This is a genomic window from Streptomyces sp. NPDC048370 (assembly GCF_043200825.1).
GTDB lineage: Bacteria > Actinomycetota > Actinomycetes > Streptomycetales > Streptomycetaceae > Streptomyces.
Map to the genome: position 1 here is coordinate 546,710 of NZ_JBICYI010000002.1, position 22,160 is coordinate 568,869.

Consider the following 22,160-nt stretch of genomic DNA (forward strand, 5'->3'; position numbering starts at 1 on the left):
TGCCCGATCCCGGGCTCTCCCCCGCCCTCTCTTCCCTGGAACGGATCCTGCGCGGCCCCACCGGTCTGGGCACGTCGGGCCTCTATCCGAGCCGACGCGGGGAGCCCCCGGCACCTTCGTCGTCGTCCGGGGCGCCGACGACAGCGGCCGAACCGGGCGAAGCCGCGGCGGGAAGGCCGATCCCCGGCCTCTACCACCACCCGGTCGCCGAGCCCGACCCGGTGCTCGTGGAGGAGGTCAGTCGCAGGATCAAGGACTGGGCGGTGGAAGAGGTCGAGCTGTTCCCCGACGAGTGGGAGGGCCAGTTCGACGGCTTCTCCGTCGGGCGCTACATGGTCGCCTGCCATCCGGACGCTCCGACCGTCGACCACCTCATGATCGCCACGCGGCTGATGGTCGCCGAGAACGCGGTCGACGACTGTTACTGCGAGGATCACGGAGGGTCGCCCATCGGCCTCGGGGGCCGCCTCCTCCTCGCGCACACCGCCCTGGACCCCCTGTACACGACGGCGGACTACCAGCCGCAGTGGGCCGAGTCGCTCCACGCGGACGCCCCGCGACGCGCCTACCGCTCCGCGATGGAGTACTTCGTCCAGCAGTCCACCCCCTCCCAGGCCGACCGCTTCCGGCACGACATGTCCCGGCTGCACCTCGGGTACCTCGCCGAGGCCGCGTGGGCCGAGACGGACCACGTCCCGGAGGTGTGGGAGTACCTGGCGATGCGCCAGTTCAACAACTTCCGCCCCTGCCCCACCATCACCGACACCGTCGGCGGCTACGAACTGCCGACCGATCTGCACGCGCAGCCCGCCATGCAACGGGTCATCGCGCTCGCCGGCAATGCGACCACCATCGTCAACGACCTGTACTCCTACACCAAGGAGCTCAAGAGTCCCGGCCTGCACCTGAATCTGCCCGTGGTGATCGCCGAGCGCGAGGAGTGCTCGGAGCGCGACGCCTACCTGAAGGCGGTCGAGGTCCACAACGACCTCATGCACGCCTTCGAGGACGCGGCCGCCGACCTGGCCGTCGCCTGCCCCGTCCCGAACGTCCTGCGCTTCCTGCACGGCGTGGCGGCGTGGGTCGACGGCAACCACTACTGGCACCAGACCAACACCTTCCGATACAGCCTGCCCGATTTCTGGTAAGAACGGATCGATCTGTGACCAACACCGAACTCTCCACCGTCACCACCGCCAACGGCCCCTCCGCGTTCATCCCGGCCCCGGCGACGCCCTACCAGGGAGACATCGCCCGTTACTGGAACAACGAGGCCAGGCCCGTGAACCTGCGCCTCGGGGACGTCGACGGGCTCTACCACCACCACTACGGCATCGGCGACGTGGACCACGCCGCCCTCGGGGACACCGAGGACAGCGCGTACGAGAAGAAGCTGATCGCCGAACTCCACCGCCTGGAGTCCGCCCAGGCGGAGGTCCTCCTGGACAACCTCGGCTCCATCGGGCGTGACGACACGCTCGTGGACGCCGGCTGCGGCCGGGGCGGTTCGATGGTCATGGCCCACCAGCGGTTCGGGTGCAAGGTCGAGGGCGTCACCCTCTCGGCCACGCAGGCCGACTTCGCCAACCAGCGCGCCCGTGAGCTCGGCATCGAGGACAGCGTCCACGCGCGCGTGTGCAACATGCTCGACACGCCGTTCGAGACGGGGCAGGCGGCGGCCTCGTGGAACAACGAGTCGAGCATGTACGTCGACCTGCACGACCTCTTCGCCGAGCACTCCCGCGTCCTGGAGGTCGGCGGTCGCTACGTGACCATCACCGGCTGCTGGAACCCGCGTTACGGACAGCCCTCGAAGTGGGTCTCCCAGATCAACGCGCACTTCGAGTGCAACATCCACTCCCGCCGTGAGTACCTGCGCGCCATGGCCGACAACCGTCTCGTACCGCAGGCCGTCGTCGACCTGACGCCCGCGACCCTGCCCTACTGGGAGCTGCGGGCCACGTCGTCGCTGGTCACCGGCATCGAGGAGGCGTTCATCAACTCGTACAAGGACGGCTCGTTCCAGTACGTGCTGATCGCGGCCGACCGCGTCTGAAACCCGACCTGTGGGGGAGCGGGCGGTGCGCCCGCTCCCCTACAGTGCGTGACGCGCACGTACCGTCCAGCCGCCGAACAGGAGCAGACCCGTGGCCACCACCGCCCGCCCAGGCTCCGTCCCCGAACTGGAACCCGAAGTCGTCGAGCAGTGGCAGAAGGACGGCGGAGAACTCGTCGACCTCTTCGCCCGGGCACGCGAACAGCTGGGCGGTGTCGCCGCGTTCAGGCTCGGTCCGCGGCCGACCGTCCTGGTCACCGACCCGCAGGCCGTGCAGCACGTGCTCGCGCTCCACCCCGGCCGGTACGTGAAGCGCTCGCACCGCGCACGGCTGCTGATCGGCGACGGCGTCCTGGCCGCGACGGGCGAGGCGTGGCAGCGGCAACGGAAGCTGCTGCAGGCCCAGTTCACCGGCCGGGGCATGCGCCGCTACGAGCAGCGGATCGGCGAGGCCGCCCGGTCCGCCGCGGTGCGCTGGGACGCGTACGCCCGCACCGGGCAGGTCCTCGACGTCGGCGACGAGATGCGCCGCTTCGCCCTGGACACCATCTGGCGCTCCCTGACCGGGCATCCCCTCGACCCCGACACGGAGCGTGAACTGGCCGCCCTGCCCGCCGTGGTGGCCGCGCTGCCCAGCCTGCCCACCGATGCGGTCGCCGCTCAGGGGGCCGTCGCCGCCGACCTGGCCCGCATCGACGCCGTGGCGAGCCGTGCCATCGCGGCGGCAAGAGACGGAGAGGCCGGGCCCGACGGCCCTGGCCTGTTGCACGTCCTGATCGAGGCGGCCGGCAGGCTCCCCGAATACACCGACCGGCTGATCCGGGACGAGTTGGTCACTCTCCTCGTCGCCGGCCACGAGACCACCGCCACCACCCTGACCTGGCTCCACCTCCTCCTGGACCGGAACCCGCAGGCGCGGGAGCAGGCCCTCGCCGCGGGCGCCGAGGGCTCGCCCGAACGGCGGCAGGCCGTCCAGGCGCTCGTCCACGAGACGCTGCGGCTCTACCCGTCGGCCTGGGTACTGCCCCGCTGCGCGACGGAGGACGACGTCCTCGCCGGATACGAGATCGAGGCCGGAACCGACGTCCTGGTCTGCCCGTACCTCACGCACCGGGACCCGGACATCTGGGAGGACCCCGAGCGGTTCGACCCGGGGCGCTTCACGTCCCCAGGTCGACGGCCCGGACACCCTGGGAGCTATCTCCCGTTCGGCATCGGGCCCCGGGCCTGCCTGGGTCTGCAGTTCGCGCTCCGGGAGTCGACCGTCCTCCTCGAACACCTCCTGCCCGCCCACGTCCCGCACTTCCGCTCGACGCCGACCGGCGCCTCGTACGGCCTCACCGTCCGGCCCGACGGCCCGGCTCCCGCAACACTGCGGTAGCGCTGTCCGAGGCCGCTGATAGCGTGCCGCCCGACTGCTGATCGATCTTGAAAGGACGGCACTCGTGCGGGAAGTGGCGCATCACGAGGTGAGCGAGGGGCGCATGGCGGAGGCGCTCGACGACATCCATGGGCGGGCCTTCGGGAGGTGGCACAGCATGCGTTACGACAGCTTCCACCTCCACCGCCTGCGGGGAATGGCCGACGAGCTGCTCGATCACGTCGCCGCTCGTGCGCTGACGGAGCCCGGGCTCGACGAGCTCTCGCGCCGCGCGCTGCTGACGGCTGCGGAGTGCTCGTTGGGCGTGATCAGCCTCGGCTGCTTCCCCGACGGCGACCAGGAGATCAAGTTCTCGCTCGTCCGCGAGGAGTTGACCAGCGAGGAGCTGGCGTTCCGGGACGTCATCGACGAGGCTCCCACGGCCCGGACGTGGTTGGACACGTTCGCGGCCGTCGTGGTCAGCGGACTGGTGTGGGATTGGCAGCGGGTCACGGCACTGCTGTTGCGCGATGACTTCGCCCCCGCGATTCGCGACGGAGTGCCGTACTCGAAGCTGACCTCGACCTCGGAGCCGGCCGACATGGCCGCGATGGAGGCGCTCTGCGCCTACGTGACCGAGTCGAGCGGGCACCTGCCCCGCGACTGGCCGACCGTTCCGCTGCGCAAGCCGGACCCGCGGGAGCGGGCCGACGCTGCCGAGCGGCTCGACGCGGCCGGGCCGCTGACGCCGGATCAGCGACTTCTGCGCGTTCTGCTCGACGACGACCAGCACGCCTTCGAGCAAGCCCTGGCGGACCGCCTCGCCGTCCACCGCGAGAGCGTGGGCACGGACCCGGCACCGCGCACGCTGCTGCCGCTCGACACCCTCGCTCTGGCGGCGCTCGCCGTCCAGGTGCACGGCTGGGAGCTGAACGTCCGCTCCGCGTACCTGCCGCACGGCATCCTGGGCCCCTCGGACGCCCTGCAGCGCGCGGCGGACGCGGGCCGGAACAACCTCGGGCTCTGGTCCGCGAAGTAGGCGCGGTGCGGGGGCGCCATGGGCGCCCGGGACCGCCGCGGCCGGGGCGGACTCGACGAGCAGAGAGCCCGGCATGTACCGGTGCAGCGGCACGTCCTCGGCCGGGGCCGCGAGCATGACGGCCCCCGTAGTGACCGGGCAGCCGGCGCGGGCCCCAGCCGAGGCAGCACAGCGGGTGGGCCGGCGGCCCGGGCCCTGCGGCCGGGCCGCCGCGAGCGCCCCGGCCGTACGGCGCGGCGAAATCAATCGGTCGTGCGTTCACCGACGTTGATTTCCGACTCGGGCTTTCGACAGTACCCACCTGCGGGTTCGTCATCACAGGTTCACGTGTCGGCAGGCGGTCGTCTCTCGACACCCGAGCGAGGCCTGGCGGGTGCCAACCATGCGCGGTTGGCCCCCTCGGCGCCCGGCGGAGCCGGCGCCCGCGATGAAAGCCTTGCCTCACGGCCGACGTAGAGGTCTATAGTGCTAGGCAACTAGGTAAATGGAGGAACCGGTGATTGAGTTCCACCTGAACAGCCGGTCCGGCCTGTCCCCGTACCAGCAGTTGGTCCAGCAGGTTCGGCACGCATTGCGCCTGGGGCTGCTGAAGGAGGGAGACCGGCTGCCGACGGTCAAGGACGTGGCGAGGCAGATGGCGGTCAACCCGAACACGGTGCTCAAGGCGTACCGGGAGCTGGAGCACGACGGCCTGGTGGCCGCCCGCCCCGGCGTGGGCACATTCGTGACCCGCACGCTGGCCGACGCCTCGCTCGCCGCGCACGGGCCTCTTCAGAAGGACCTGCAGCGCTGGCTGACCAAGGCCCGGCTGGCCGGGCTCGACGACGAGAGCATCGAGGCGCTGTTCGTGAACACGTTTCGTAAGGCCGCCGGAGAGGACGTAGCGTGAGCGCCGTCATGCGAGCTCAGGGCCTGGGCAAGAGGTACAAGCAGCGCTGGGCGCTGCAGAACTGCGACCTGGACGTCCCCGCGGGCCGGGTGGTGGGTCTGGTCGGCCCCAACGGCGCCGGCAAGTCGACCTTGTTGAAGTTGGCCTCCGGCATGCTGACGCCGTCGGCCGGCACCATCGAGGTGTGCGGTGGTCGTCCCGCTGCGGGTGTGGAACAGCTGGCGAAGGTCGGTTTCGTCGCCCAGGACACCCCGATCTACGCCGCGCTGAGCGTCGCCGACCACCTCGACTTCGGCAGGCGCCTCAACCCGAACTGGGACGACGTCGTGGCGCGCGACCGGATCCGTCGCCTCGGGCTGGCCCCGAAGCAGCGGGCCGGCAAGCTGTCCGGCGGCCAACGCGCGCAGCTCGCCCTCACTCTGGGCATCGCCAAGCGCCCGGAGCTGCTCATCCTGGACGAGCCGGTCGCGGCGCTGGACCCGCTCGCCCGACGAGAGTTCATGCAGGACCTGATGGAGGCCGTCGCCGAGCACGAGTTGAGCGTCGTCCTCTCCTCCCACCTGGTCTCCGACGTGGAGCGGACCTGCGACTACGTCATCGTCCTGGTCGACTCCCGGGTGCAGGTCGCCGGTGACATCGACGACCTGGTCGCCTGCCACCACCGGCTCACCGGACCGCGCCGGGCCCCGGACACGCTCCCGGCCGGTCAGCACGTCATCACCGCCAGCCACACCGACCGGCAGACCACGCTCCTGGTGCGCACCGACACCGCGGTCCACGACCCGTCCTGGACCGTCAGCCCGCTCGGTCTGGAAGACATCGTCCTGGCCTACATGACCCGGCCCGCCGACGCGGTACGTGACACCCGGCCCGCACTGGAGGTACTCCGATGATCTGGCTGACCTGGCGCCAGTTCCGTACCCACGCCGCCGTGATGTTCGCCGCGGTGGCCGTACTCGCCGCCACCCTCGCGGTCACCGGCCCGCACTTGTCCGACCTCTACCGCACCGCGGGCAGCAGCCTGGTGGACCAGGTCTCCAGTTCGGACCAGACCCTCTACTACGCCGGACTGCTGGCCGTACTCGCCGTGCCGGCGGTCATCGGGATGTTCTGGGGCGCGCCGCTGATCTCCCGTGAGCTGGAGACCGGTACCCACTACCTCGCGTGGAACCAGGGCGTCACCCGCACGCGCTGGCTGGCGACCAAGCTGGGCCTTGGCGCGGCGGCCTCCATGACCGCTGCCGGACTGACCAGCCTCGCGGTGAGCTGGTGGAGCAGCCCCATCGACCGGGCTGTCAACGGCGGCGGCGCGACGGACACGTACTTCCCGCGGCTCGACCCCGTGGCCTTCGCCGCACGGGGTGTCGTCCCCATGGCCCACGCCGCCTTCGCCTTCGTCCTGGGCGTCGCCCTCGGCCTCGTCATCCGCCGCACCCTGCCCGCGATGGCCACCACGTTCGCCCTCTACGCCGCCGTCCAGATCGCCGTGCCGATGTGGATCCGGCCCCACCTGGCCGCCACGGACCGAACCACCCTGCCGATCGAGCCCGGCGGCGCTCCCATCAGCATCCAGGACGGCGCCAAACAGATCGTCGCGCACCTCGAAGATGTGCCCGGGTCCTGGGTCATCTCCCAACAGACACTGAACGCCGCCGGTCAGCCGACCACGGTGCCGTCGTCCTTCGCCGACTGCCTGCACACCGAGTCGGGCCCGCCGGCCCTGCAGCAATTCGAGCGCTGCCTCGCCGACCTCGGCGCCCTGGGCTACAAGCAGCAGATGACGTACCAGCCCGCCGGCAACTTCTGGGCCCTCCAATGGGCCGAGGCCGGTCTCTACGTCGGCCTCGCCCTGGCCCTGACCGGGTTCTGCACCTGGTGGATCCGCCGCCGAGTGACCTGACGGACACCAGCCCCCGCTACGGGAGCAGCCGTGAGGGGCAGCCGGGCCCCGGCTGCCCCTCACGGCGTCGACAGGAGCAAGCGGGATGAGTGCCTGCCGTACGGCCTCGCGCAACGGCTGTCACGAACCGACAGTCAACGCTGCCAGAACCGGCGCTTGTCCGGAAGCACCGGCTGTGGCTGCGGCGGGATGCTGCTCGGCGGCCGACGTACGGGCAGACCCCGTTTGCGCAGGTCCTCCAGTTGCTGCTCGGGGCGGTTCTCCTCGACAGCTCGGGCCAGTTCCTGCACCTTGCGCGGGTGATTGGTCTCTTCGAAGAGCTTGGCCAGGAGGACCAGTTCGTCGAACGGGGCGTAGTGGCCAGCCGCCTCCAGCAGGCCTTCGAAGTCGTGGAAGGTCGAGTGGACATCGCTGTAACGCGGATGCACGACGAAGCCCAGAACTTCTCTCGCCGGACGAAACGTGGCGATTGCCTTGAGAAGCCGCCGGTTCTCAAGAGGACGCTCGGTGCGAGGGAACTCCCGCGACAGCTCTGCGAGTTCGACGGGAGAGGCCCGTGCGACATACGTGGCGATCAACGCATCCGCCGGCCCGTCGCTCCCCTGCTCACGAAGCGTGATGATCGCCTCGGCGGTCCCTCTCGCGGTGGACCTGGGCTCAGCCACCGAGGCCGGAGCGGCCTCGTGGCGCCGCCACAGCTCGACCTCCCTGCCCGTGGCGGCCAGCATCGAGTCGACGTGGGAGCGTTCCTGCTGCACCAGGCGCAGAACGGCCTCGTGTTGGCGGACGGAGTCCTCCAGATGCGCAATGCGTTGCCGGATCTCCTCCTGCTCCTCCGTGATCTCCCGGCGCTCGCGCTGCGCCTGTTCGGACATGCCCCGCAGTTCCTGCTCCAGCTCATCGAGGTGGAGCCGTTCGGCGGCGACGGCCCCGCGCAACTGTGACAGCTCCTCCGCCGCTTGGGCTCGTTGGTTGCTCAGGTCTTCGATCGCCGCTTCGAGCTTGATCTCCCGGGCCATGAGCGGCCCCTTGGCCTCGGCCGCCGCGATGACCAACGCCCGCCCCGCCTGCACCGCGTCCTCGTCCAGGGGCCGGCCGGTGCGCTGGGACAACAGCTCGTGCATGCGGCCGATCAAGGAGAGCTTCGGCAGCGTCGAGCCGCTCAGATACCGCGAGAGCTGCCACTCGCTGACCTTGGCCTCCGGGTCCTTCTCCGTGAGCGCCGCGCCCAACTCCTTGGAGGTGATGCCCAGCTGATCGCGGAGTTCGCGCAGGTACTCGGCCAGCCTCTTCTCCGCGGTCTCCAGCTCGTTCAGCTTGTTCAGCTTTGCCAGGCCTCGGTGGCGGTTGCGCCCTCCCGGCGGCGGTGTTTCCTCCACTGCACCCTCCCTGCCGACTGCGAAGCGGCCGCTCGGCGGCACGCTCTCGATCAAATTGCGGAGTGTTGCAACTGCCGGTGCCGGCGATTTGCTGATGCCAGCCGAACACAAGGCCACCGTCAACTCAAACGGAGCATGCCATGCCCTCCACATCCCCTCGCACGCCTCAGGTGCCCCGCCCGTTCCTGGAGATCAGGTGTGGCGGCGTCCGCCTCGTCGTCCAGCGCGTTCCGTACCGACTTGTCACGCTCGTCACCGCGGCGGCCGGGCTTCTTGCCGGCGGTGCGTGGCTCCCGCGGTAGGACCTTCGGGGCGTGAAGGTGGAGGGAGGGCAGGCGGGCCGGTGATCCGGCCCCGCCCAGGCTCTTCCGACTCTGCGGCCTGGCCGAGATGGGTGTGGCGTGGCGGATTCCGACCTGGGGCTTCGGCGGCTACTGGGAGCGATCCCGCCACGCGCTCCTGGACGCCGTCAGGCAGGTTCACGGGCTGACGGCGTGCGACATCCAGGTCAGCCTGGGCTTCTCATCCTCCGCGCCCCACCACGACGGCAGTTCATTGCCCGACGTGGGGTACGGCCTGAAAGTCAGCCGCGGAGAAGTCTCCACGGTCACCGCGTCATTGGGCACGCGTCGGCCGGGCACCACATCACGGCAGCCGCATCTGGCCATTCACACCACCTTTCGCGATGGAGCGTCAGATTCCGTGATCGGATTCCCCCGTCATTCACCTCAACATGCGAAATGGGGAAAGATTCCATGATCCTCAAGAAGTTCGCCGCAGTGCTCGGTGGGGCGATGCTGCTGGCCGCGACCGCAACGGTGGGAACCGCGACAGCCGCCCCCGCCGGCGCGAGCGCCTGCGGGCCTCAGACCAGGATCTCCAGCGCCGAGGGATATGCCTGGATCGCCTTCTGCGACGGCAACACCAGGGTCGTCGGGACCGTCTACGACACCAAGTCGGACGGACGGTGCCCGCTCGTCATGGGGTACCTCTCGGGCACCGGAGGAACCGTGAACTCAAACTGGGCCGGGCCCAAGGACGACAACAGCCCGGTCGACATCGGCGCCGCGGCTGGGCGCACATTCGTCGGGGCGGGCATGGGCTACATCAGGTGCTGAATCACCCTCACGAGGGCGGCGCCGCATAGCAGGAACCTTGACACGGCAGGGAGCGGCGCGGTCACCCGTGGGTGGCCGCGCCGTTCCTCCGCATACGACGCGCTCCGGATGCCGGCCGAGGTGCCCGTCGGCGACGCGGGCTACGGGGCCGGCCCAATAGACGACGGTGGCCCCCGTTCAACAGGGCACCCCACCGAGGGCGATGCCAAAATGGGAGTGTCCCCGGGGGCGTCGGAGTTCTCTCCGAACGCAGACAAAGGGGATGGGTGGGCGAGCGCCCGCCAGCAGACTCCCTGACAGCCAATCACAGAAAACACGATTAGCGCAGGTGAGTGCCTGAACGGATACAGGCACCGCTACGCTGTTCCCGGCCATAAGCTATGCGTCAACAACGCATCGTACAGCCGCACGCGTCGGCAGAACGCGTCGGCAGAACGCGCACGTGGCCTACGGATGGGCAGGAACTGCCAGCCGGGACCCCGAAACCCGCACCGTCCTGCACCCCTTCAACTGGGACGGAAGCGGTGCGTACACGATCACCAGCGGGGGCACGGATCCCAAACATCCTCTGGTGGTGGACGTATTCGCAGCAAGCACCGCCGACGAGATAAAGCTGGGCGTGTGGGGCAGGCACTTCGGGGACAACCAGAAGTTCCGCTTCCAAGCGCCTCGCACTGGCGACGGAAACGTCTATCGGAACCGTTTCGACATCGTGGCGAAGCACAGTGGGAAATGCCTGGACGTGGAGTGGGGGAGCACAAAGAACGGCACGAGAGTCCAGCAATTCCGGTGCACCGGAAACATCAACCAGAAGTGGTATCTCTGGCATCGCAGCGACAACAAATGGGAGATCCGCTCTGCCCATAGCGACAAATGCCTCGACATCCACAGCCCATCCGGCACCCCACAACCAGGGGCTCATCTGCAAATTTGGCCCTGCCACGGCGGCTCCAACCAGGCCTGGACCATTCGGCACGCCAAGTAGGTCGCTGTCACCGCCTCGGCGTGGACGCCGGCATCCGGCCGCAGAGCCGCAGCCACTGTGCCGACGAAGAGAACCGCAGGCCCAGACGCCATCGCCGTATATCCGATGACATTGAGTGTCATCACTAGGATGAGCGACATGGGTAGATGGATGCCGGACGCAGCGGGCCGACTGTCGCGGGCCGCGCTCGAGCTGTACGAGGAGCGTGGCTTCGAGGACACCACGGTCGCCGAGATCGCCGAGCGGGCCGGTCTGACGAAGCGTACGTTCTTCCGCTACTTCCCGGACAAGCGCGAGGTGCTGTTCCCGCTCTCGGCTCGGATCCACCGGACGATCGTCGACGCCATGGCCGCCGCGCCGGCCGACCTCTCGCCGCTCGCCGTCGTCCTGGAAGGGTACGGCGCCGCTGTCGACATGGTGACCTCCGGACATGCGGGCGCCCGGCGTCGCCGAGCCGTCATCCTGGCCAACCCGGAGCTTCGGGAACGAGAGCTGACCAAGTTCGCCGCGACCAGTGCGGCCGTGACCGAGGCGTTGCGCGAGCGCGGTGTCGCGCCGCGGACCGCCTTCCTTACGGCCGCGGCGGGTGCCGCCGCATGGAGAGCCGCGCGCGAATGCTGGATCGAGGGTCCGGAGACCCAGGACCTGCACACCCTGCTACGTGAATCCGTTGAGGAGCTCAGGGCCACGGTCGCGGCCCCGCTCGCGCCGTAAGCCACAGGCACGCCACTCCTTGGCGCGACCCTCTCGTCACCCATGACACCGGGTGTCATCACTGTTACGATGACACCCGGTGTCATCACTTGCCACGTGTTCGACCGAGAGGGTGCATCACGCATGTCGGAAACGTTGTTCGACGAGGCAACCACGCTCAAACGACGAACCTTCGTCGCGGCGTCGGCAGCGGCGGCCGGTCTACCCCTGCTGCCCGCAGAACGCCTGCCCACAGCCACACCCTCGCCGGTCACACCCGCGCCGGCCGACCGGCTCTCCACCGTTCGCCTGACAGTCAACGGCGAGCAGCGCACCGCCCAGGTCGACAACCGCACCTCACTCCTCGACCTCCTCCGCGAGCACCTGGACCTCCCCGGCACGAAGAAGGGCTGCGACCAGGGCGCCTGCGGAGCCTGCACGGTGCTCGTGGACGACCGGAGGGTGAACGCCTGTCTCACCCTCGCCGTGATGCACCAGGACGCGCGCGTCACCACGATCGAGGGGCTCGCCCGGGGCGAGCGACTGCACCCGCTGCAACAGGCGTTCATCGACCACGACGGCCTTCAGTGCGGCTACTGCACGCCGGGGCAGGTCATGTCGGGCGTCGCCTGTATCGCCGAGGGCCACACCGGCTCCCGGGAGGAGATCCGCGAGTGGATGAGCGGCAACCTGTGCCGGTGCGGGGCGTACACGAACATCGTCTCCGCCATCGAGCAGACGGCCAAGGAGGTATGACCGCGTGTATCCCTTCGCCTTCAGCCGGGTGTCCACCGCCACCGCCGCGCTCAATGCCGGTGCCCGCGACGGCCGTTACATCGCCGGCGGGACCACGCTGGTCGACCTCATGCGGGAAACCGTCGAGCGCCCCGCGCACGTGGTCGACATCAACGGGCTGCCGTACAAGGACATCACCGTCACCCGACACGGGCTGCACGTCGGTTCCCTGGTCCGGATGAGCGAGCTCGCCGCGCATCCGGAAGTGCGCGCCACGTACCCCGTTCTCTCGCAGGCCCTCGAACTCGGCGCATCGGCTCAGCTGCGCAACATGGCCTCCATCGGGGGCAACATCATGCAGCGGCCCCGTTGTCCGTACTTCCGGGATGTCCACTCCGCCTGCAACCGCCGTGACCCGGGCTCGGGTTGCGATGCCCTGCACGGTGACAACCGTATGCAGGCGATCCTGGGGACGAGCACTCACTGCGTGGCAACTCACCCCTCCGACCTGGCAGTTGCCCTCGTGGCTCTGGACGCCGTGATCCAGGTACGCAGCCTCGCCGGAACCCGCTCCATCCCGGTCCAGGACTTCTTCCTCCGCCCCGGAGACACGCCCCAGAACGAGCAGTCGCTCCGGCCGGGCGAACTCATCACCTCCCTGACCGTCCCCGCGGGAGCGCACACGCGCCGCTCGGGATATCTGAAGGTCCGCGATCGACAGTCCTACGAGTTCGCCCTCGCGTCCGCGGCGGTGGCGCTGGACATCAGGGGCGGCGTGGTGCGGGACGCCAGGGTGGCCGTCGGCGGTGTGGCGACCGTGCCGTGGCGGCTGCCCAAGGTGGAGGAGGCACTCGTCGGCAAGCGGCCGGGGCGCCGGACGTGGACGGATGCCGCGGCCCTCGCGGCCGAGGGCGCCGTACCGCTGTCGGAGAACGCCTTCAAGGTGCGGCTGGTCGAACGGACCGTACGCCGCCAGCTCATGACGATCGGAGGACGGTGATGGCGAAGACCGTCGTCGGGCAGCCGCTCTCCCGCGTCGACGCCCGCTGCAAGGTGACCGGCGCGGCCACCTACGCGGCCGAGCACCGTATCGAAGGCCTGTTGTACGGCGTGATCGTCAACGGAACGGTGGCCCGTGGCACGGTGAGCCGGATCTCGGTGGACGCGGCGCTCGGCCACCCGGGCGTCCTGCGCGTCCTGACCGACTTCGGCAAGTTGCGGCTGGCCCACCCGGTCGATCGGCTCGCCTTCTACGGCCAGCCCGTCGCGGTCGTCGTCGCGGAGAGTCTGGAGGCGGCGACCCATGGCGCCTCTCTGGTCGAAGCGACGTATGAGCGGCAGGACGCGGTCACCGACTTCGACGATCCGAAGGCCCCGTCGCAGACACCCGAGGACGAGCCCGACTACAGCCGCGGCGACCCGGCGGGCGCGCTGAGTTCGGCGCAGGTGAAGGTGGACCTGGAACTCACCAGCGCCCGGGAGAACCACAACCCCATCGAACTGCCCTCGACCATCGCCCGATGGCAGGACGGACGGCTGACGCTCTGGGACAAGACCCAGTGGGTGCAGGGCGCCGCGCGCAACGTGGCCGGCGCGCTCGGCATCGCCGTCGGCGACGTACGCGTGCACAGCGAGTTCGTGGGCGGAGGGTTCGGCAGCGGAATCCAGACCTACGACCATGTCATCCTGGCCGCGTTCGCGGCGCGCGAGGTCGACAGGCCCGTCAAGGTGGTTCTGACCAGGCGTCAGTTCTACTACGGCACCGGGTTCCGACCGGCCAGCCGGCACCGGATGGCCCTCGGCAGCAGTACGGCCGGGCGCGTCAGCGCTCTCGTCTACGAGGTCCGTATCGAGAACGCGCGCTATCGGACCTACACGGACGGCCTGACCGACCTGCCGCAGTTCCTCTACGGCGTCCCCAACACCCGTACCGCCTACCGGGTCACGCCCGTCGACGTCCACTCTCCGGCCTCCATGCGAGGGCCTGGCGTGGCGCTCGGCTCCTTCGCCTTGGAAACCGCGATGGACCAGCTCGCGCACGAACTGGCCGTAGACCCCATCGAGCTGAGGCTGCGCAACGAGCCGACCCGGGACGAGGTCTCCCGACTCCCCTTCTCCACACGGAAGTTGCGCGAGTGCTACGACACCGGCGCCCGCCGCTTCGGCTGGTCCCGGAGGCGCGCCAAGCCGGGCGCGCGCACGGAGGGCGACCTGCTGATCGGCATGGGGATGGCGACCGCCAGCTACCACAACAACCGGCGCGACTCCAGCGCACGCGCCCGGATCAACGCCGACGGCACCGCCGAAGTCTTCGCGGCCACCGGAGACATGGGCCCCGGCACCACCACGTCGGTCATGCAGGTCGCCGCGGACGCCCTGGGGCTGCCCGCCTCGGCGGTCACCTTCAGGCTGGGCGACTCCAGCTACCCCACCGCGCCCCTGCACGCGGCGGCCTGCACCATGGCGAGCGTGGGCTCGGCCGCGCACACCACCTGCAACGCGCTGAAGGCGGAGTTCATCCGCAGGGCGGTGGCGGACCCCGACTCGCCGCTCCACGGCGCGAATCCGGCGGATGTGCACGCCCGTGAGGGCTACCTGTCGGCCGTCGGCGCAGGAGCCCGGGACAGCTACCGGGACATCCTGCGCCGCGCTGGTCTGCCCAGCCTCGAGACCACTGGCAACTGGGGCCCGGGCGACGCCGATTCAAGGATCTCCACCTACGGCTACGGAGCCGTCTTCGCCGAAGTCTCCGTCGATCCCCTGCTTGGCCTGGTCCGCGTCCGGCGGATCTTCGCGGTGTACGACGTAGGGCGGGTGATCAGCCCCAAACTCGCCCACAGCCAGGCCATCGGCGGCATGGTCGGCGGCATCGGAATGGCCCTCCTCGAAGGCACCGTCACCGACCACCGCGACGGCCGCATCGTCAACGCGAGCCTCGCCGACTATCTCGTGCCGGTGAACGCGGACGTCCCCGACCTCGACGCCGCCTTCATCAACACCGAGGACCCGCAGGCCGATCCGATCGGTGTGAAGGGACTCGGTGAGATCACCATCGTCGGGGTGGCGCCCGCCATCGGCAACGCGGTGTTCAACGCGACGGGCAAACGCCTGACGGACCTGCCGATTCGTCCCGAGGCACTGCTCTGACGTCGATGGACGGCCTCGCGGCGCTGTGGCGCGAGCGGCACGGGTTCGAGCGAGAGCCCCATCGATGAACCGGCGGGCGGCGGCGCGTTCTCGACCGCCGTCCTGCCGTCCTTCACGTACACACATCCCTGATTCCTTGAGTCCCCCAGCGAAGGAGACCGCGATGCTGGACATCGCCGAAGAGCTCGACCGGTGGGCCCGACAGGGACGTGAGTTCGCCGTCGCCACGGTCGTGGCCACGAACGGCAGCTCACCCCGGCAGCCGGGCGCGGCCCTCGCCGTCGACAGTGACGGCACGGCCATCGGGTCGGTCTCCGGCGGATGTGTGGAGGGCGCGGTCTACGAATTGTGCCGGCAGGCCCTCGAAGACGGCACCACCGTCGTCGAGCGCTTCGGCTACAGCGACGAGGACGCCTTCGCCGTCGGCCTGACCTGCGGCGGCATCATCGACATCCTCGTCACGCCGGTCCTGGCCCAGTCGCCCGCCCGCGCGGTGTTCACCGCGGCCTGCGCCGCCGCCGCGCAAGGATCGCCGGCGGCATTGGTCCGCGTCGCCGAGGGGCCGCCCCAACTGCTCGGACGCGCCCTTCTCGTACACCCCGACGGCAGGTACGAGGGCGGGCTCGGCGACCACCCGGACCTGGACCGGGCGGCAGCCGGCGAGGCCCGCGCCCTGCTGGACGCCGGGCAGACCGGAGACATCGTCATCGGCGAGGACGGCTCGCGCTGCGGGCGGCAGCTGACGCTCCTCGTCGAGTCCAGCGTCCCCGCTCCCCGCATGATCGTCTTCGGGGCGATCGACTTCGCGTCGGCGCTCGTCAGGGTCGGGAAACTCCTCGGCCACCACGTGACCGTGTGCGACGCCCGCCCCGTCTTCGCTACGAGGGAACGCTTCCCCGAGGCGGACGAGGTCGTCGTCGACTGGCCGCACCGCTACCTGGAGGCGACGCCGCTCGACTCGCGGACGGTGCTGTGCGTCCTCACCCACAACGCCAAGTTCGACGTACCCCTGCTTGAGAGGGCGCTGAAGCTGCCCGTGGCGTACGTCGGCGCCATGGGTTCGCGCCGCACCCACCTGGAACGCGACGAGCGCCTTCGGGAAGCCGGCGTCACCGAACTGGAACTGGCCCGCCTGCGCTCACCCATCGGACTCGACCTGGGCGCACGGACACCGGAGGAGACGGCCCTTTCGATCGCGGCGGAGATCGTGGCCGCCCGGCGCGGCGGCTCCGGCGTCTCACTGAGAGGAGCCCACACACCGATCCACCACGACGGGGCGAGGGGCCCTGCACGAAGGATCGGCGAGGTCGCTTAGGGCCGGTGCAATCCGACCGTGACGCTCATGGCGGTTGAGCGCACTTGGCCCTTCCGAAATCCCCGCCCCGGGCTGGCGGCGCGAACTCCGCCGCGTCAGGGCCGCGTACGCGGCGCTGTGCTGGACCCTGCCGTAGTCCATCGAGCTCCGGCAGGTCAGCCGCGGAGGTGTACGGCGAGGGTGGCGAGCCAGGCGCCGGGGGTGAAGGGTGCCGGGGGTTCGACCTCCGCGCCGAGCGTCACCAGCGCGAGGGCCAGGCCGTCCTCGTCGAGGCCTAGGGCGAGGAGGTCGTGCAACTCCCCCGTCAGCTGGGCGACGAGCCCCGTGTCGGTGCCCTCCAGGTAGTCGGCGAGCGCGGCCTGGTGGTCGCCGAACTCGTCCGGCAAGTCCTGCGTGAACCAGCCACCGACCAGTTGCGCCAGTTCGGGGAAGCGGGCCCGCCACTCCCAGGGCGTCGTGGGCGCGGCAGGCGGTGGCGCCTGGCCGGTCGCCAGGCTCTCGTCGAGCCGGTCGGCGAGGCCCGTGAGCCAGTCCCGGATCTCCTCCGGCGGCAGCCCCACGTCGGGCAGCCGGTAGTACTCGCCGAGCCTCAACCGCAGCCGCCCCGGCGGATTGGCGGCGTATACGCGTAGCTGCTCGGCCGCGACAGCGATGGCCCAGGGCCGGGTGCGCCAGGTCTGCCGGAGATAGCCGGCCACCGCCTCGGGGGCGTGCGGACCAAGGCCCAGGTGGGCGCGGACGACCTGGTCGAGCTCGCCGTACTTGCGGTCGTGCTCGGCGGGGTTCAGGGACACGCAGGCCTCTTACAGGTCGATGGGCAGCGAGGAGTGCACGGTGAAGGGGTACGCGCCGGGCTCGCCGGACACCTTCCTGCGGAGCACGACCCGGGCGGCGCGCACCGGGATCGGCTCCTGGCCGGCCAGCGCCATCCCGGTGGTGAGCAGCGTGCCCACCGGGTCGGGCCGCGTGGGCCAGGCGGCCTCGATCACGAGCCGTTGCCGGGTGGACTGGGCGAGCCAGCGGTGGATGACCTGCTCGTTCAGCGCGATCACCTGCTGGGTGGCCCACTGGGCGGTCACCCGGTCCGGGTACGTCGCGGCGCGGTCGGCGCGGGCCGGGACGGGCGACGCGGGGGGTATGGGAAGTTCGGGAGGCGTCGTCATGTCAGGCCCCGCCCCAGCCGCGCAGCGTAGCCCGCTGGGCGGCAGAGTAGTTGGCCTGCCCGGTGGTGACGACGGCGTGCAGCCACTTCTGCGCGGCCTGCAGGTCCTCCATCTGCCGGTCCCATCGGTCGAGTTCGTCCACGAACACCTCGCGGGCCTCCCCCTCCCAGGCGAGGACGACCGGCACCGTACGGTCGTACAGCGCGCTCAGTCGCTCGTTGAGCTTCTTCACGATGTCCTCGAGGTCGCCTGCTATCTCGCGCAGCGCGACCACGTCGACGGATATCGAGCCGTCGTCGTTCACGTTTCCCCCTGCCTTACGTCTGTTTCAGGTACGCGTTCAAATGTCGTTGATCCTGCTGGTCGGCGCCGCTCCGCCGGCCGGGCCCGCGCCGCTCCGTCCCTCGCCGGACAGTTCGCGTACCTCGGCGTCGATGTCGACCTTGCTCATCTCGGCCCGGAACCCCCGCAGGATGTCCAGCTCCTGGCGCGTGAACCCGTCCCGGCTCATCCGGACTGCGTTCGCCAGCACGCCCAGGATCTCCCGGACCCGCACGGCGTCGGCACCGGCCTCGCGATGCAGCTTCCGGTACTCCGTCGCCGCCTCACTGCGCCATCGCGCCTCAGCCCGGTCCACGAGCGCGTCCATCCGGCGCACCACCCCGTCGATGTGCGTCCGCATGGCGTCCAGGTCGTCGGCGAGGCGCTTCAGGTCCTCGTCCGACACGGCGAGGGTCGGCTCGATGGGCATGGCGGTTGCTCCTTCCGGGGTTGGGAGGGTCAGTGCTGCTCGGCGAAGTGGGCGTGGACGGCGTCGAGGAGGAGGCGCAGCCGTGCGTACGTCACCGACGGCATGACGGGCGCGAAGGCCTCGTCGAGCTCGGCGGGCGAGCGGAACATGTACAGGACGCGCTGGAGCCGGCCTGCGAGGTCGGCGATTCTGCCGTGGCACTCGGGGTGGTCCATGGAGACCAGGTCACGCGCCTCGGCCTCCGGGTCACTGCCGTACTCACCGGTGGGCAGCTGTGACGCGAACTCGTTGACGACGTCGAAACGGGCCAGTGCCTCCCACTGCGAGAATGGGAGTTCGTCGTAGCCGGGAATGACGCCGAACCAGGAGTCGCGGACGAGTTCCGCCAGGGAGCGCAGAAAGGCGTCGACGGGTTCGTCGCCGGCCGCCCGGGCGAGCCGATCACGGAACACGGCGGGCCGTGTGGCGAACCGCTCCGTGCCGTACTCGTCCGCCAGTCCGTCGAGGAGCGAGGCGACCGCGTCGAAGGGCATGACCCAGGCGATCGTGTGCGAGTCCTGCATCAGCCGGGAGAAGCGCTGGAGTTCGTCCTCCAAGGGGGCGGCCCCCGGGTTCCGCGAGGCCACAGCGAGGGAGACGAGGCGGGCGAGCACCCCGCTGGTGAGGACGGCGTCAGTCGGTTCGGTCACCTGAGGCATGCGCACTCCGTCGCCGCCCCACTGCGCCGCCGCACCTCGGCCCGGTCCACGAGCGCTTCCATCCGGCGGACAACCCCGTCGATGTGCGTCCGCACGGCGTCCAGGTCGTCGGCGAGACGCTTCAGGTCCTCGTCCGACACGGCGAGGGTCGGCTCGATGGGCATGGCGCTTGATCCTTCCGGGGTTGGGAGGGTCAGTGCTGCTCGGCGAAGTGGGCGTGGACGGCGTCGAGGAGGAGGCGGACGCGTGCGTGGGTCACGTACGGCATGACAGTGGCGAAAGCGGCGTCCAACTCGGCTGGCGTGCGGAACAGGTACATGATGCGCTGCAGCTCGCCGGCGAGGTTGCCGAGTCGCTCATGGCAGTCCTCCGGGTGCTCGCTGCTCAGCATCTCGTCCACGGCCTCGTCCACGCTGTCGTACTCCCCCGAGTACATCAGCGAGAGGAAGTGCGATGTCTGCGAGAAGCGTCCGCGCGCCTCCCAGAAGGCGAGCGGCAATTCTGTCATGTCCGGGTAGGAGCGGAGCTCGCTGTCGCGGACGAGCGCGGCCAGCGAGCGCAGGAAGTCCGCCGGCGCATCGTCGCCGGCCGCGCGCGCCAGCGTCTGGCGATACGCGACGGGCCTTGCCTCGAACGCCTCCATGCCGACCTCGTCGGCGAGGAGGTCGAGCAGCGAGGCCAAGGCCACCAGTGGCATCACGTCGGCGATCGCGCTGGAGTCTTGCAGGAACCGGGACAGCCGCTGGAGTTCGTCCTCCAGCGGCGCGGCCCCCGGGTTGCGCGAGGAGGCAGCGACGTCCAGCAGGAGCCCCACCGCGCCCTCGGTGAGGAACTCGTGATGTTTCGTGGTCACAAAGCGCATTCTACGGGGGGGTCGGGTAGGCGGTCCGGACGTAGAACGTCCCAGCCTCCGGCGAGTAGTTGAGGACCAGCTTCACGCTGTGGACTTGGGCCGGCTGGGCGTTGAAGCCCTGGGAGGCGAAATCGGACTGCGAGACGGAGGACCCCGTCACTACGTTGTTCCCGTTCGCGTCTCTCACGGTGAAAACACGAATGTCCGGCGAGGAGGCCGGGCTGAACGTCCCGTTGGCCACCCTTCGCTTCTGCTTCTCCATCCAGTCCTCGATCCTCCGGATGTTGGCGGGGTCGTTCAGTGCCGCCTGGACATGCTTCTGGGCTGCGGGCAGGTCCCGGAAGGCCGAGGCGTCGACGCCCTGGTCCCGTACGCGCATCCGCAGCTGGTCCGGGGTGAGGCCGACGTGCCGGTCGATCGTGTGGGCGTCCTTCCCCGGCTTCAGCGGGTCGCTCGGGGAGGCCTGGTAGGGATTGGTCTCCCACTCCATCGACGCGAGGTCTATGCCGAACCGGTTGTTCGGGTCCCGTGACTGCTCGTTGAGCGGGACGATCGACCTGTCGAACTCGAAGAGCGAGCGTGCCCCGAACGCCTCTGCCAGCGCCGACTGCGACTGGAAGGTCGGCACCGCGCGCGAGGCCTCGCGCAGGGGTTCGAGCAGGGCCTTCACCTTCTGGATCTGGGCCCGCAGCTCGGTCTCGTAGGTGTCGACCGCCGCGTTGACGGCGTCCGTGTCGATGGCGACGAGCACCGCCGCGCCCAGGCCCTTCCACATCTTCTTGAGGCGCTCGAAGAAGTCCCCCAAGCTCTTGATGTCGGTGACGTCGAGGATTGCCAAGGCGTCCTTGATGGCCTTGTACAGGATCTCGCGCAGCTCGGTACGGACCTTCTCCGCGGCCTCCGCGTACGAGCGGATGGCCTGCGCCAGGACCTGGGCCGTGGTGCTGAGGACGCCGAAGACCGGGAGGCTCGTGCCCGCGCCCGTCGGCGGCTTGTGGGCCCACTCGTAGCCGGCCGTGTTCTTGCCCCAGGCGGTCGTGCCCCAGAGCGACGACACGAACTGAAGCATCGCCCCGTGCCAGTCCCCGTTGGCATTGTCCGTGATGGCGTCGATCGTGCCGGTGAGCTGTCCCTGGATGGTGCCGATGCTCGTCTGGTACGGCAGCCAGGCCTGTGAGAGCTCGTTGACCCTGAGGTAGTTCGGGAGCGGCAGGATCTCCAGTGCGCGGCCGGTCCGCAGGGCCTCCTCGATCACGGTGCGCATCAGGGAACCGGGGATGTCGCCGTCGAAGACGTCGGCGAAGTCGTCGACGGGGTTGCCGTCGCGCACGCCGAAGGGTGGCGGGGCCGTGTACGCCGGCGGGGCGGTGATGACCTGCGGCGGCGGCTGTGGTGTGAAGGGTGGGTTGAGCGGGTGGGTCGCCGCGTCCGCCTGCCGGAAGTTGTTGGCCGTGGTGGTGAAGCCGACCGCCGCGCCGCCGACAGCGACCACGGCCTTGCCGTGCACCTCCAGGAGGAGGGTGACGACCGCGGCGTACTGGGTGGCGAACTCGGCTGTAACGGTGCCGGATCCGCCGACCTTGGAGTAGCCGGCGTGGACGTCGAGGAACTGCACGAGCGCCTTGTGGAACGACTGCTGCTCGACGGTGAGGGCCGCCGACACCTGGTACAGGTGGAACGGCTGTACGTCGAAGCCGCCGGGTGCCGTCCACGGGTTGGTCACCGAGGGCGGGGTCGGCGGAGGCAGTTGGGGCGGCGGACCGGAGGTCGGCGGGGTCGGTGACGCGTTCGGGCTCGGTGACGGCGTCGGCTGGGGGCTGGACGTGTCCGACGGCTGACTCGGCGACGGCAGGTGCGTCGTGCCGGGCGTCGGTGTCGTACCGGGTGTGGGTGTCGTGGTGGGTTGCGGGCTCGGGCTGGTACTCGGTGACGCCGTGCCGGTCGGGCTCGGGGTGGGCGAACTCATCGGCGCGTTCCGCCCGTTCCGCACGCCGCGCCCGCCACACCTGGGTACGCGTACGCACCCCTGCCCCGTCCCTGCACCATGAGTCCCCCGACTCCGTCTGACTGCGGCCGAAG

At 70.0% G+C, this 22,160-nt stretch carries 23 protein-coding genes and 1 pseudogene; 15 read left to right on the plus strand and 9 right to left on the minus strand.

Translation table 11 applies throughout. The annotated features are described in order from the left end of the window. Window positions 1-32: 32 nt before the first annotated feature. From ACGFYP_RS06110 to ACGFYP_RS06140, 7 genes and pseudogenes are all read left to right on the plus strand, one after another. Window positions 33-1,148, plus strand: a pseudogene (locus ACGFYP_RS06110) (family 2 encapsulin nanocompartment cargo protein terpene cyclase); the annotation flags it as partial. Between the two features lie 14 nt (window positions 1,149-1,162). Then, window positions 1,163-2,056 (plus strand): geranyl diphosphate 2-C-methyltransferase, encoded by an 894-nt coding sequence (locus ACGFYP_RS06115; protein ID WP_361963333.1) that lies wholly within the window; start codon window positions 1,163-1,165, stop codon window positions 2,054-2,056. Window positions 2,057-2,147: 91 nt separating this feature from the next. Next, window positions 2,148-3,437: a cytochrome P450 gene (locus tag ACGFYP_RS06120; protein WP_393486908.1), complete on the plus strand. Its 1,290-nt coding sequence runs from the start codon at window positions 2,148-2,150 to the stop codon at window positions 3,435-3,437. A 64-nt stretch (window positions 3,438-3,501) separates the two neighbouring features. Further along, the gene (locus ACGFYP_RS06125; protein ID WP_393486910.1) at window positions 3,502-4,455 is read left to right on the plus strand and encodes an immunity 49 family protein; all 954 of its coding nucleotides are present in this window, start codon (window positions 3,502-3,504) and stop codon (window positions 4,453-4,455) included. Window positions 4,456-4,939: 484 nt separating this feature from the next. Further along, window positions 4,940-5,344 (plus strand): GntR family transcriptional regulator, encoded by a 405-nt coding sequence (locus ACGFYP_RS06130; protein WP_393486912.1) that lies wholly within the window; start codon window positions 4,940-4,942, stop codon window positions 5,342-5,344. After that, window positions 5,341-6,237 carry an ABC transporter ATP-binding protein gene (locus tag ACGFYP_RS06135; RefSeq protein WP_393486913.1) on the plus strand — a complete coding sequence of 299 codons (897 nt, stop codon included), beginning with the start codon at window positions 5,341-5,343 and terminating at the stop codon, window positions 6,235-6,237. Before ACGFYP_RS06130 ends, ACGFYP_RS06135 begins: the two co-directional genes overlap by 4 nt. Then, window positions 6,234-7,244, plus strand: coding sequence for a transporter (locus ACGFYP_RS06140; protein WP_393486915.1), 1,011 nt, complete (start codon window positions 6,234-6,236; stop codon window positions 7,242-7,244). The genes ACGFYP_RS06135 and ACGFYP_RS06140 overlap by 4 nt, the downstream gene beginning before the upstream one ends. A gap of 134 nt (window positions 7,245-7,378) precedes the next feature. Here ACGFYP_RS06140 and ACGFYP_RS06145 read toward each other — a convergent pair whose 3' ends face one another. Further along, window positions 7,379-8,677, minus strand: a complete 1,299-nt coding sequence (locus ACGFYP_RS06145; protein WP_393486917.1) for a hypothetical protein — start codon at window positions 8,675-8,677, stop codon at window positions 7,379-7,381. A 701-nt stretch (window positions 8,678-9,378) separates the two neighbouring features. Here ACGFYP_RS06145 and ACGFYP_RS06150 point away from each other — a divergent pair. The 7 genes from ACGFYP_RS06150 (at window position 9,379) to ACGFYP_RS06180 (ending at window position 16,616) form a co-directional block, all read left to right on the plus strand. Continuing rightward, window positions 9,379-9,741, plus strand: a complete 363-nt coding sequence (locus ACGFYP_RS06150) for a hypothetical protein (RefSeq protein WP_393486919.1) — start codon at window positions 9,379-9,381, stop codon at window positions 9,739-9,741. Window positions 9,742-10,183: 442 nt separating this feature from the next. After that, a complete protein-coding gene (locus ACGFYP_RS06155) occupies window positions 10,184-10,726 on the plus strand; it encodes an RICIN domain-containing protein (RefSeq protein ID WP_393486921.1) in 543 nt (180 codons plus the stop codon). A 138-nt stretch (window positions 10,727-10,864) separates the two neighbouring features. Next, the gene (locus tag ACGFYP_RS06160) at window positions 10,865-11,440 is read left to right on the plus strand and encodes a TetR family transcriptional regulator (RefSeq protein ID WP_393486923.1); all 576 of its coding nucleotides are present in this window, start codon (window positions 10,865-10,867) and stop codon (window positions 11,438-11,440) included. 123 nt (window positions 11,441-11,563) lie between these two features. Next, entirely contained in the window at window positions 11,564-12,175 is a 612-nt protein-coding gene (locus ACGFYP_RS06165) for a (2Fe-2S)-binding protein (protein WP_393486926.1), read from the plus strand. Window positions 12,176-12,179: 4 nt separating this feature from the next. After that, complete coding sequence (locus tag ACGFYP_RS06170) at window positions 12,180-13,154, plus strand: FAD binding domain-containing protein (protein ID WP_393486928.1); 975 nt, start codon at window positions 12,180-12,182, stop codon at window positions 13,152-13,154. Continuing rightward, complete coding sequence (locus ACGFYP_RS06175; protein WP_393486931.1) at window positions 13,154-15,301, plus strand: xanthine dehydrogenase family protein molybdopterin-binding subunit; 2,148 nt, start codon at window positions 13,154-13,156, stop codon at window positions 15,299-15,301. The genes ACGFYP_RS06170 and ACGFYP_RS06175 overlap by 1 nt, the downstream gene beginning before the upstream one ends. 163 nt (window positions 15,302-15,464) lie before the next feature. Further along, entirely contained in the window at window positions 15,465-16,616 is a 1,152-nt protein-coding gene (locus tag ACGFYP_RS06180; protein ID WP_393486934.1) for an XdhC family protein, read from the plus strand. Between the two features lie 155 nt (window positions 16,617-16,771). On the opposite strand, the gene ACGFYP_RS06185 is transcribed toward ACGFYP_RS06180, so the two are convergent. From ACGFYP_RS06185 to ACGFYP_RS06220, 8 genes are read right to left on the minus strand one after another with little or no spacing between them, the layout of a single operon-like run. Next, on the minus strand, window positions 16,772-17,410 hold the full coding sequence (locus ACGFYP_RS06185) for a contact-dependent growth inhibition system immunity protein (protein WP_393486938.1): 639 nt from the start codon (window positions 17,408-17,410) through the stop codon (window positions 16,772-16,774). 9 nt (window positions 17,411-17,419) lie between these two features. Then, window positions 17,420-17,779 (minus strand): RNase A-like domain-containing protein, encoded by a 360-nt coding sequence (locus tag ACGFYP_RS06190; protein ID WP_393486941.1) that lies wholly within the window; start codon window positions 17,777-17,779, stop codon window positions 17,420-17,422. A 1-nt stretch (window position 17,780) separates the two neighbouring features. Next, a complete protein-coding gene (locus ACGFYP_RS06195; RefSeq protein WP_393486944.1) occupies window positions 17,781-18,083 on the minus strand; it encodes a WXG100 family type VII secretion target in 303 nt (100 codons plus the stop codon). Window positions 18,084-18,119: 36 nt separating this feature from the next. Then, the gene (locus ACGFYP_RS06200) at window positions 18,120-18,530 is read right to left on the minus strand and encodes a WXG100 family type VII secretion target (RefSeq protein WP_393486948.1); all 411 of its coding nucleotides are present in this window, start codon (window positions 18,528-18,530) and stop codon (window positions 18,120-18,122) included. Between the two features lie 29 nt (window positions 18,531-18,559). Then, the gene (locus ACGFYP_RS06205; RefSeq protein ID WP_393486951.1) at window positions 18,560-19,228 is read right to left on the minus strand and encodes a hypothetical protein; all 669 of its coding nucleotides are present in this window, start codon (window positions 19,226-19,228) and stop codon (window positions 18,560-18,562) included. Continuing rightward, on the minus strand, window positions 19,216-19,392 hold the full coding sequence (locus tag ACGFYP_RS06210; RefSeq protein WP_393486953.1) for a hypothetical protein: 177 nt from the start codon (window positions 19,390-19,392) through the stop codon (window positions 19,216-19,218). Before ACGFYP_RS06210 ends, ACGFYP_RS06205 begins: the two co-directional genes overlap by 13 nt. Window positions 19,393-19,421: 29 nt before the next feature. Further along, a complete protein-coding gene (locus ACGFYP_RS06215) occupies window positions 19,422-20,081 on the minus strand; it encodes a hypothetical protein (protein WP_393486956.1) in 660 nt (219 codons plus the stop codon). Window positions 20,082-20,091: 10 nt separating this feature from the next. After that, window positions 20,092-21,804, minus strand: coding sequence for an RNase A-like domain-containing protein (locus ACGFYP_RS06220; RefSeq protein ID WP_393486958.1), 1,713 nt, complete (start codon window positions 21,802-21,804; stop codon window positions 20,092-20,094). Here ACGFYP_RS06220 and ACGFYP_RS06225 point away from each other — a divergent pair. Beyond that, window positions 21,797-21,919: a hypothetical protein gene (locus tag ACGFYP_RS06225; protein ID WP_393486961.1), complete on the plus strand. Its 123-nt coding sequence runs from the start codon at window positions 21,797-21,799 to the stop codon at window positions 21,917-21,919. The two genes, ACGFYP_RS06220 and ACGFYP_RS06225, sit on opposite strands and share 8 nt — an antisense overlap. The last annotated feature ends 241 nt before the right edge of the window (window positions 21,920-22,160 follow it).

Excerpts from the sequence above, each read along its gene's own strand:
- ACGFYP_RS06130 (WP_393486912.1), top strand. The coding sequence starts at position 4,940 with ATGGAGGAACCGGTGATTGAGTTCCACCTGAACAGCCGGTCCGGCCTG.
- ACGFYP_RS06140 (WP_393486915.1), top strand. The coding sequence starts at position 6,234 with ATGATCTGGCTGACCTGGCGCCAGTTCCGTACCCACGCCGCCGTGATG.
- ACGFYP_RS06150 (WP_393486919.1), top strand. The coding sequence starts at position 9,379 with ATGATCCTCAAGAAGTTCGCCGCAGTGCTCGGTGGGGCGATGCTGCTG.
- ACGFYP_RS06160 (WP_393486923.1), top strand. The coding sequence starts at position 10,865 with ATGGGTAGATGGATGCCGGACGCAGCGGGCCGACTGTCGCGGGCCGCG.
- ACGFYP_RS06165 (WP_393486926.1), top strand. The coding sequence starts at position 11,564 with ATGTCGGAAACGTTGTTCGACGAGGCAACCACGCTCAAACGACGAACC.
- ACGFYP_RS06175 (WP_393486931.1), top strand. The coding sequence starts at position 13,154 with ATGGCGAAGACCGTCGTCGGGCAGCCGCTCTCCCGCGTCGACGCCCGC.
- ACGFYP_RS06180 (WP_393486934.1), top strand. The coding sequence starts at position 15,465 with ATGCTGGACATCGCCGAAGAGCTCGACCGGTGGGCCCGACAGGGACGT.
- ACGFYP_RS06190 (WP_393486941.1), bottom strand. The coding sequence starts at position 17,779 with ATGACGACGCCTCCCGAACTTCCCATACCCCCCGCGTCGCCCGTCCCG.
- ACGFYP_RS06200 (WP_393486948.1), bottom strand. The coding sequence starts at position 18,530 with ATGCCCATCGAGCCGACCCTCGCCGTGTCGGACGAGGACCTGAAGCGC.
- ACGFYP_RS06205 (WP_393486951.1), bottom strand. The coding sequence starts at position 19,228 with ATGCCTCAGGTGACCGAACCGACTGACGCCGTCCTCACCAGCGGGGTG.
- ACGFYP_RS06210 (WP_393486953.1), bottom strand. The coding sequence starts at position 19,392 with ATGCCCATCGAGCCGACCCTCGCCGTGTCGGACGAGGACCTGAAGCGT.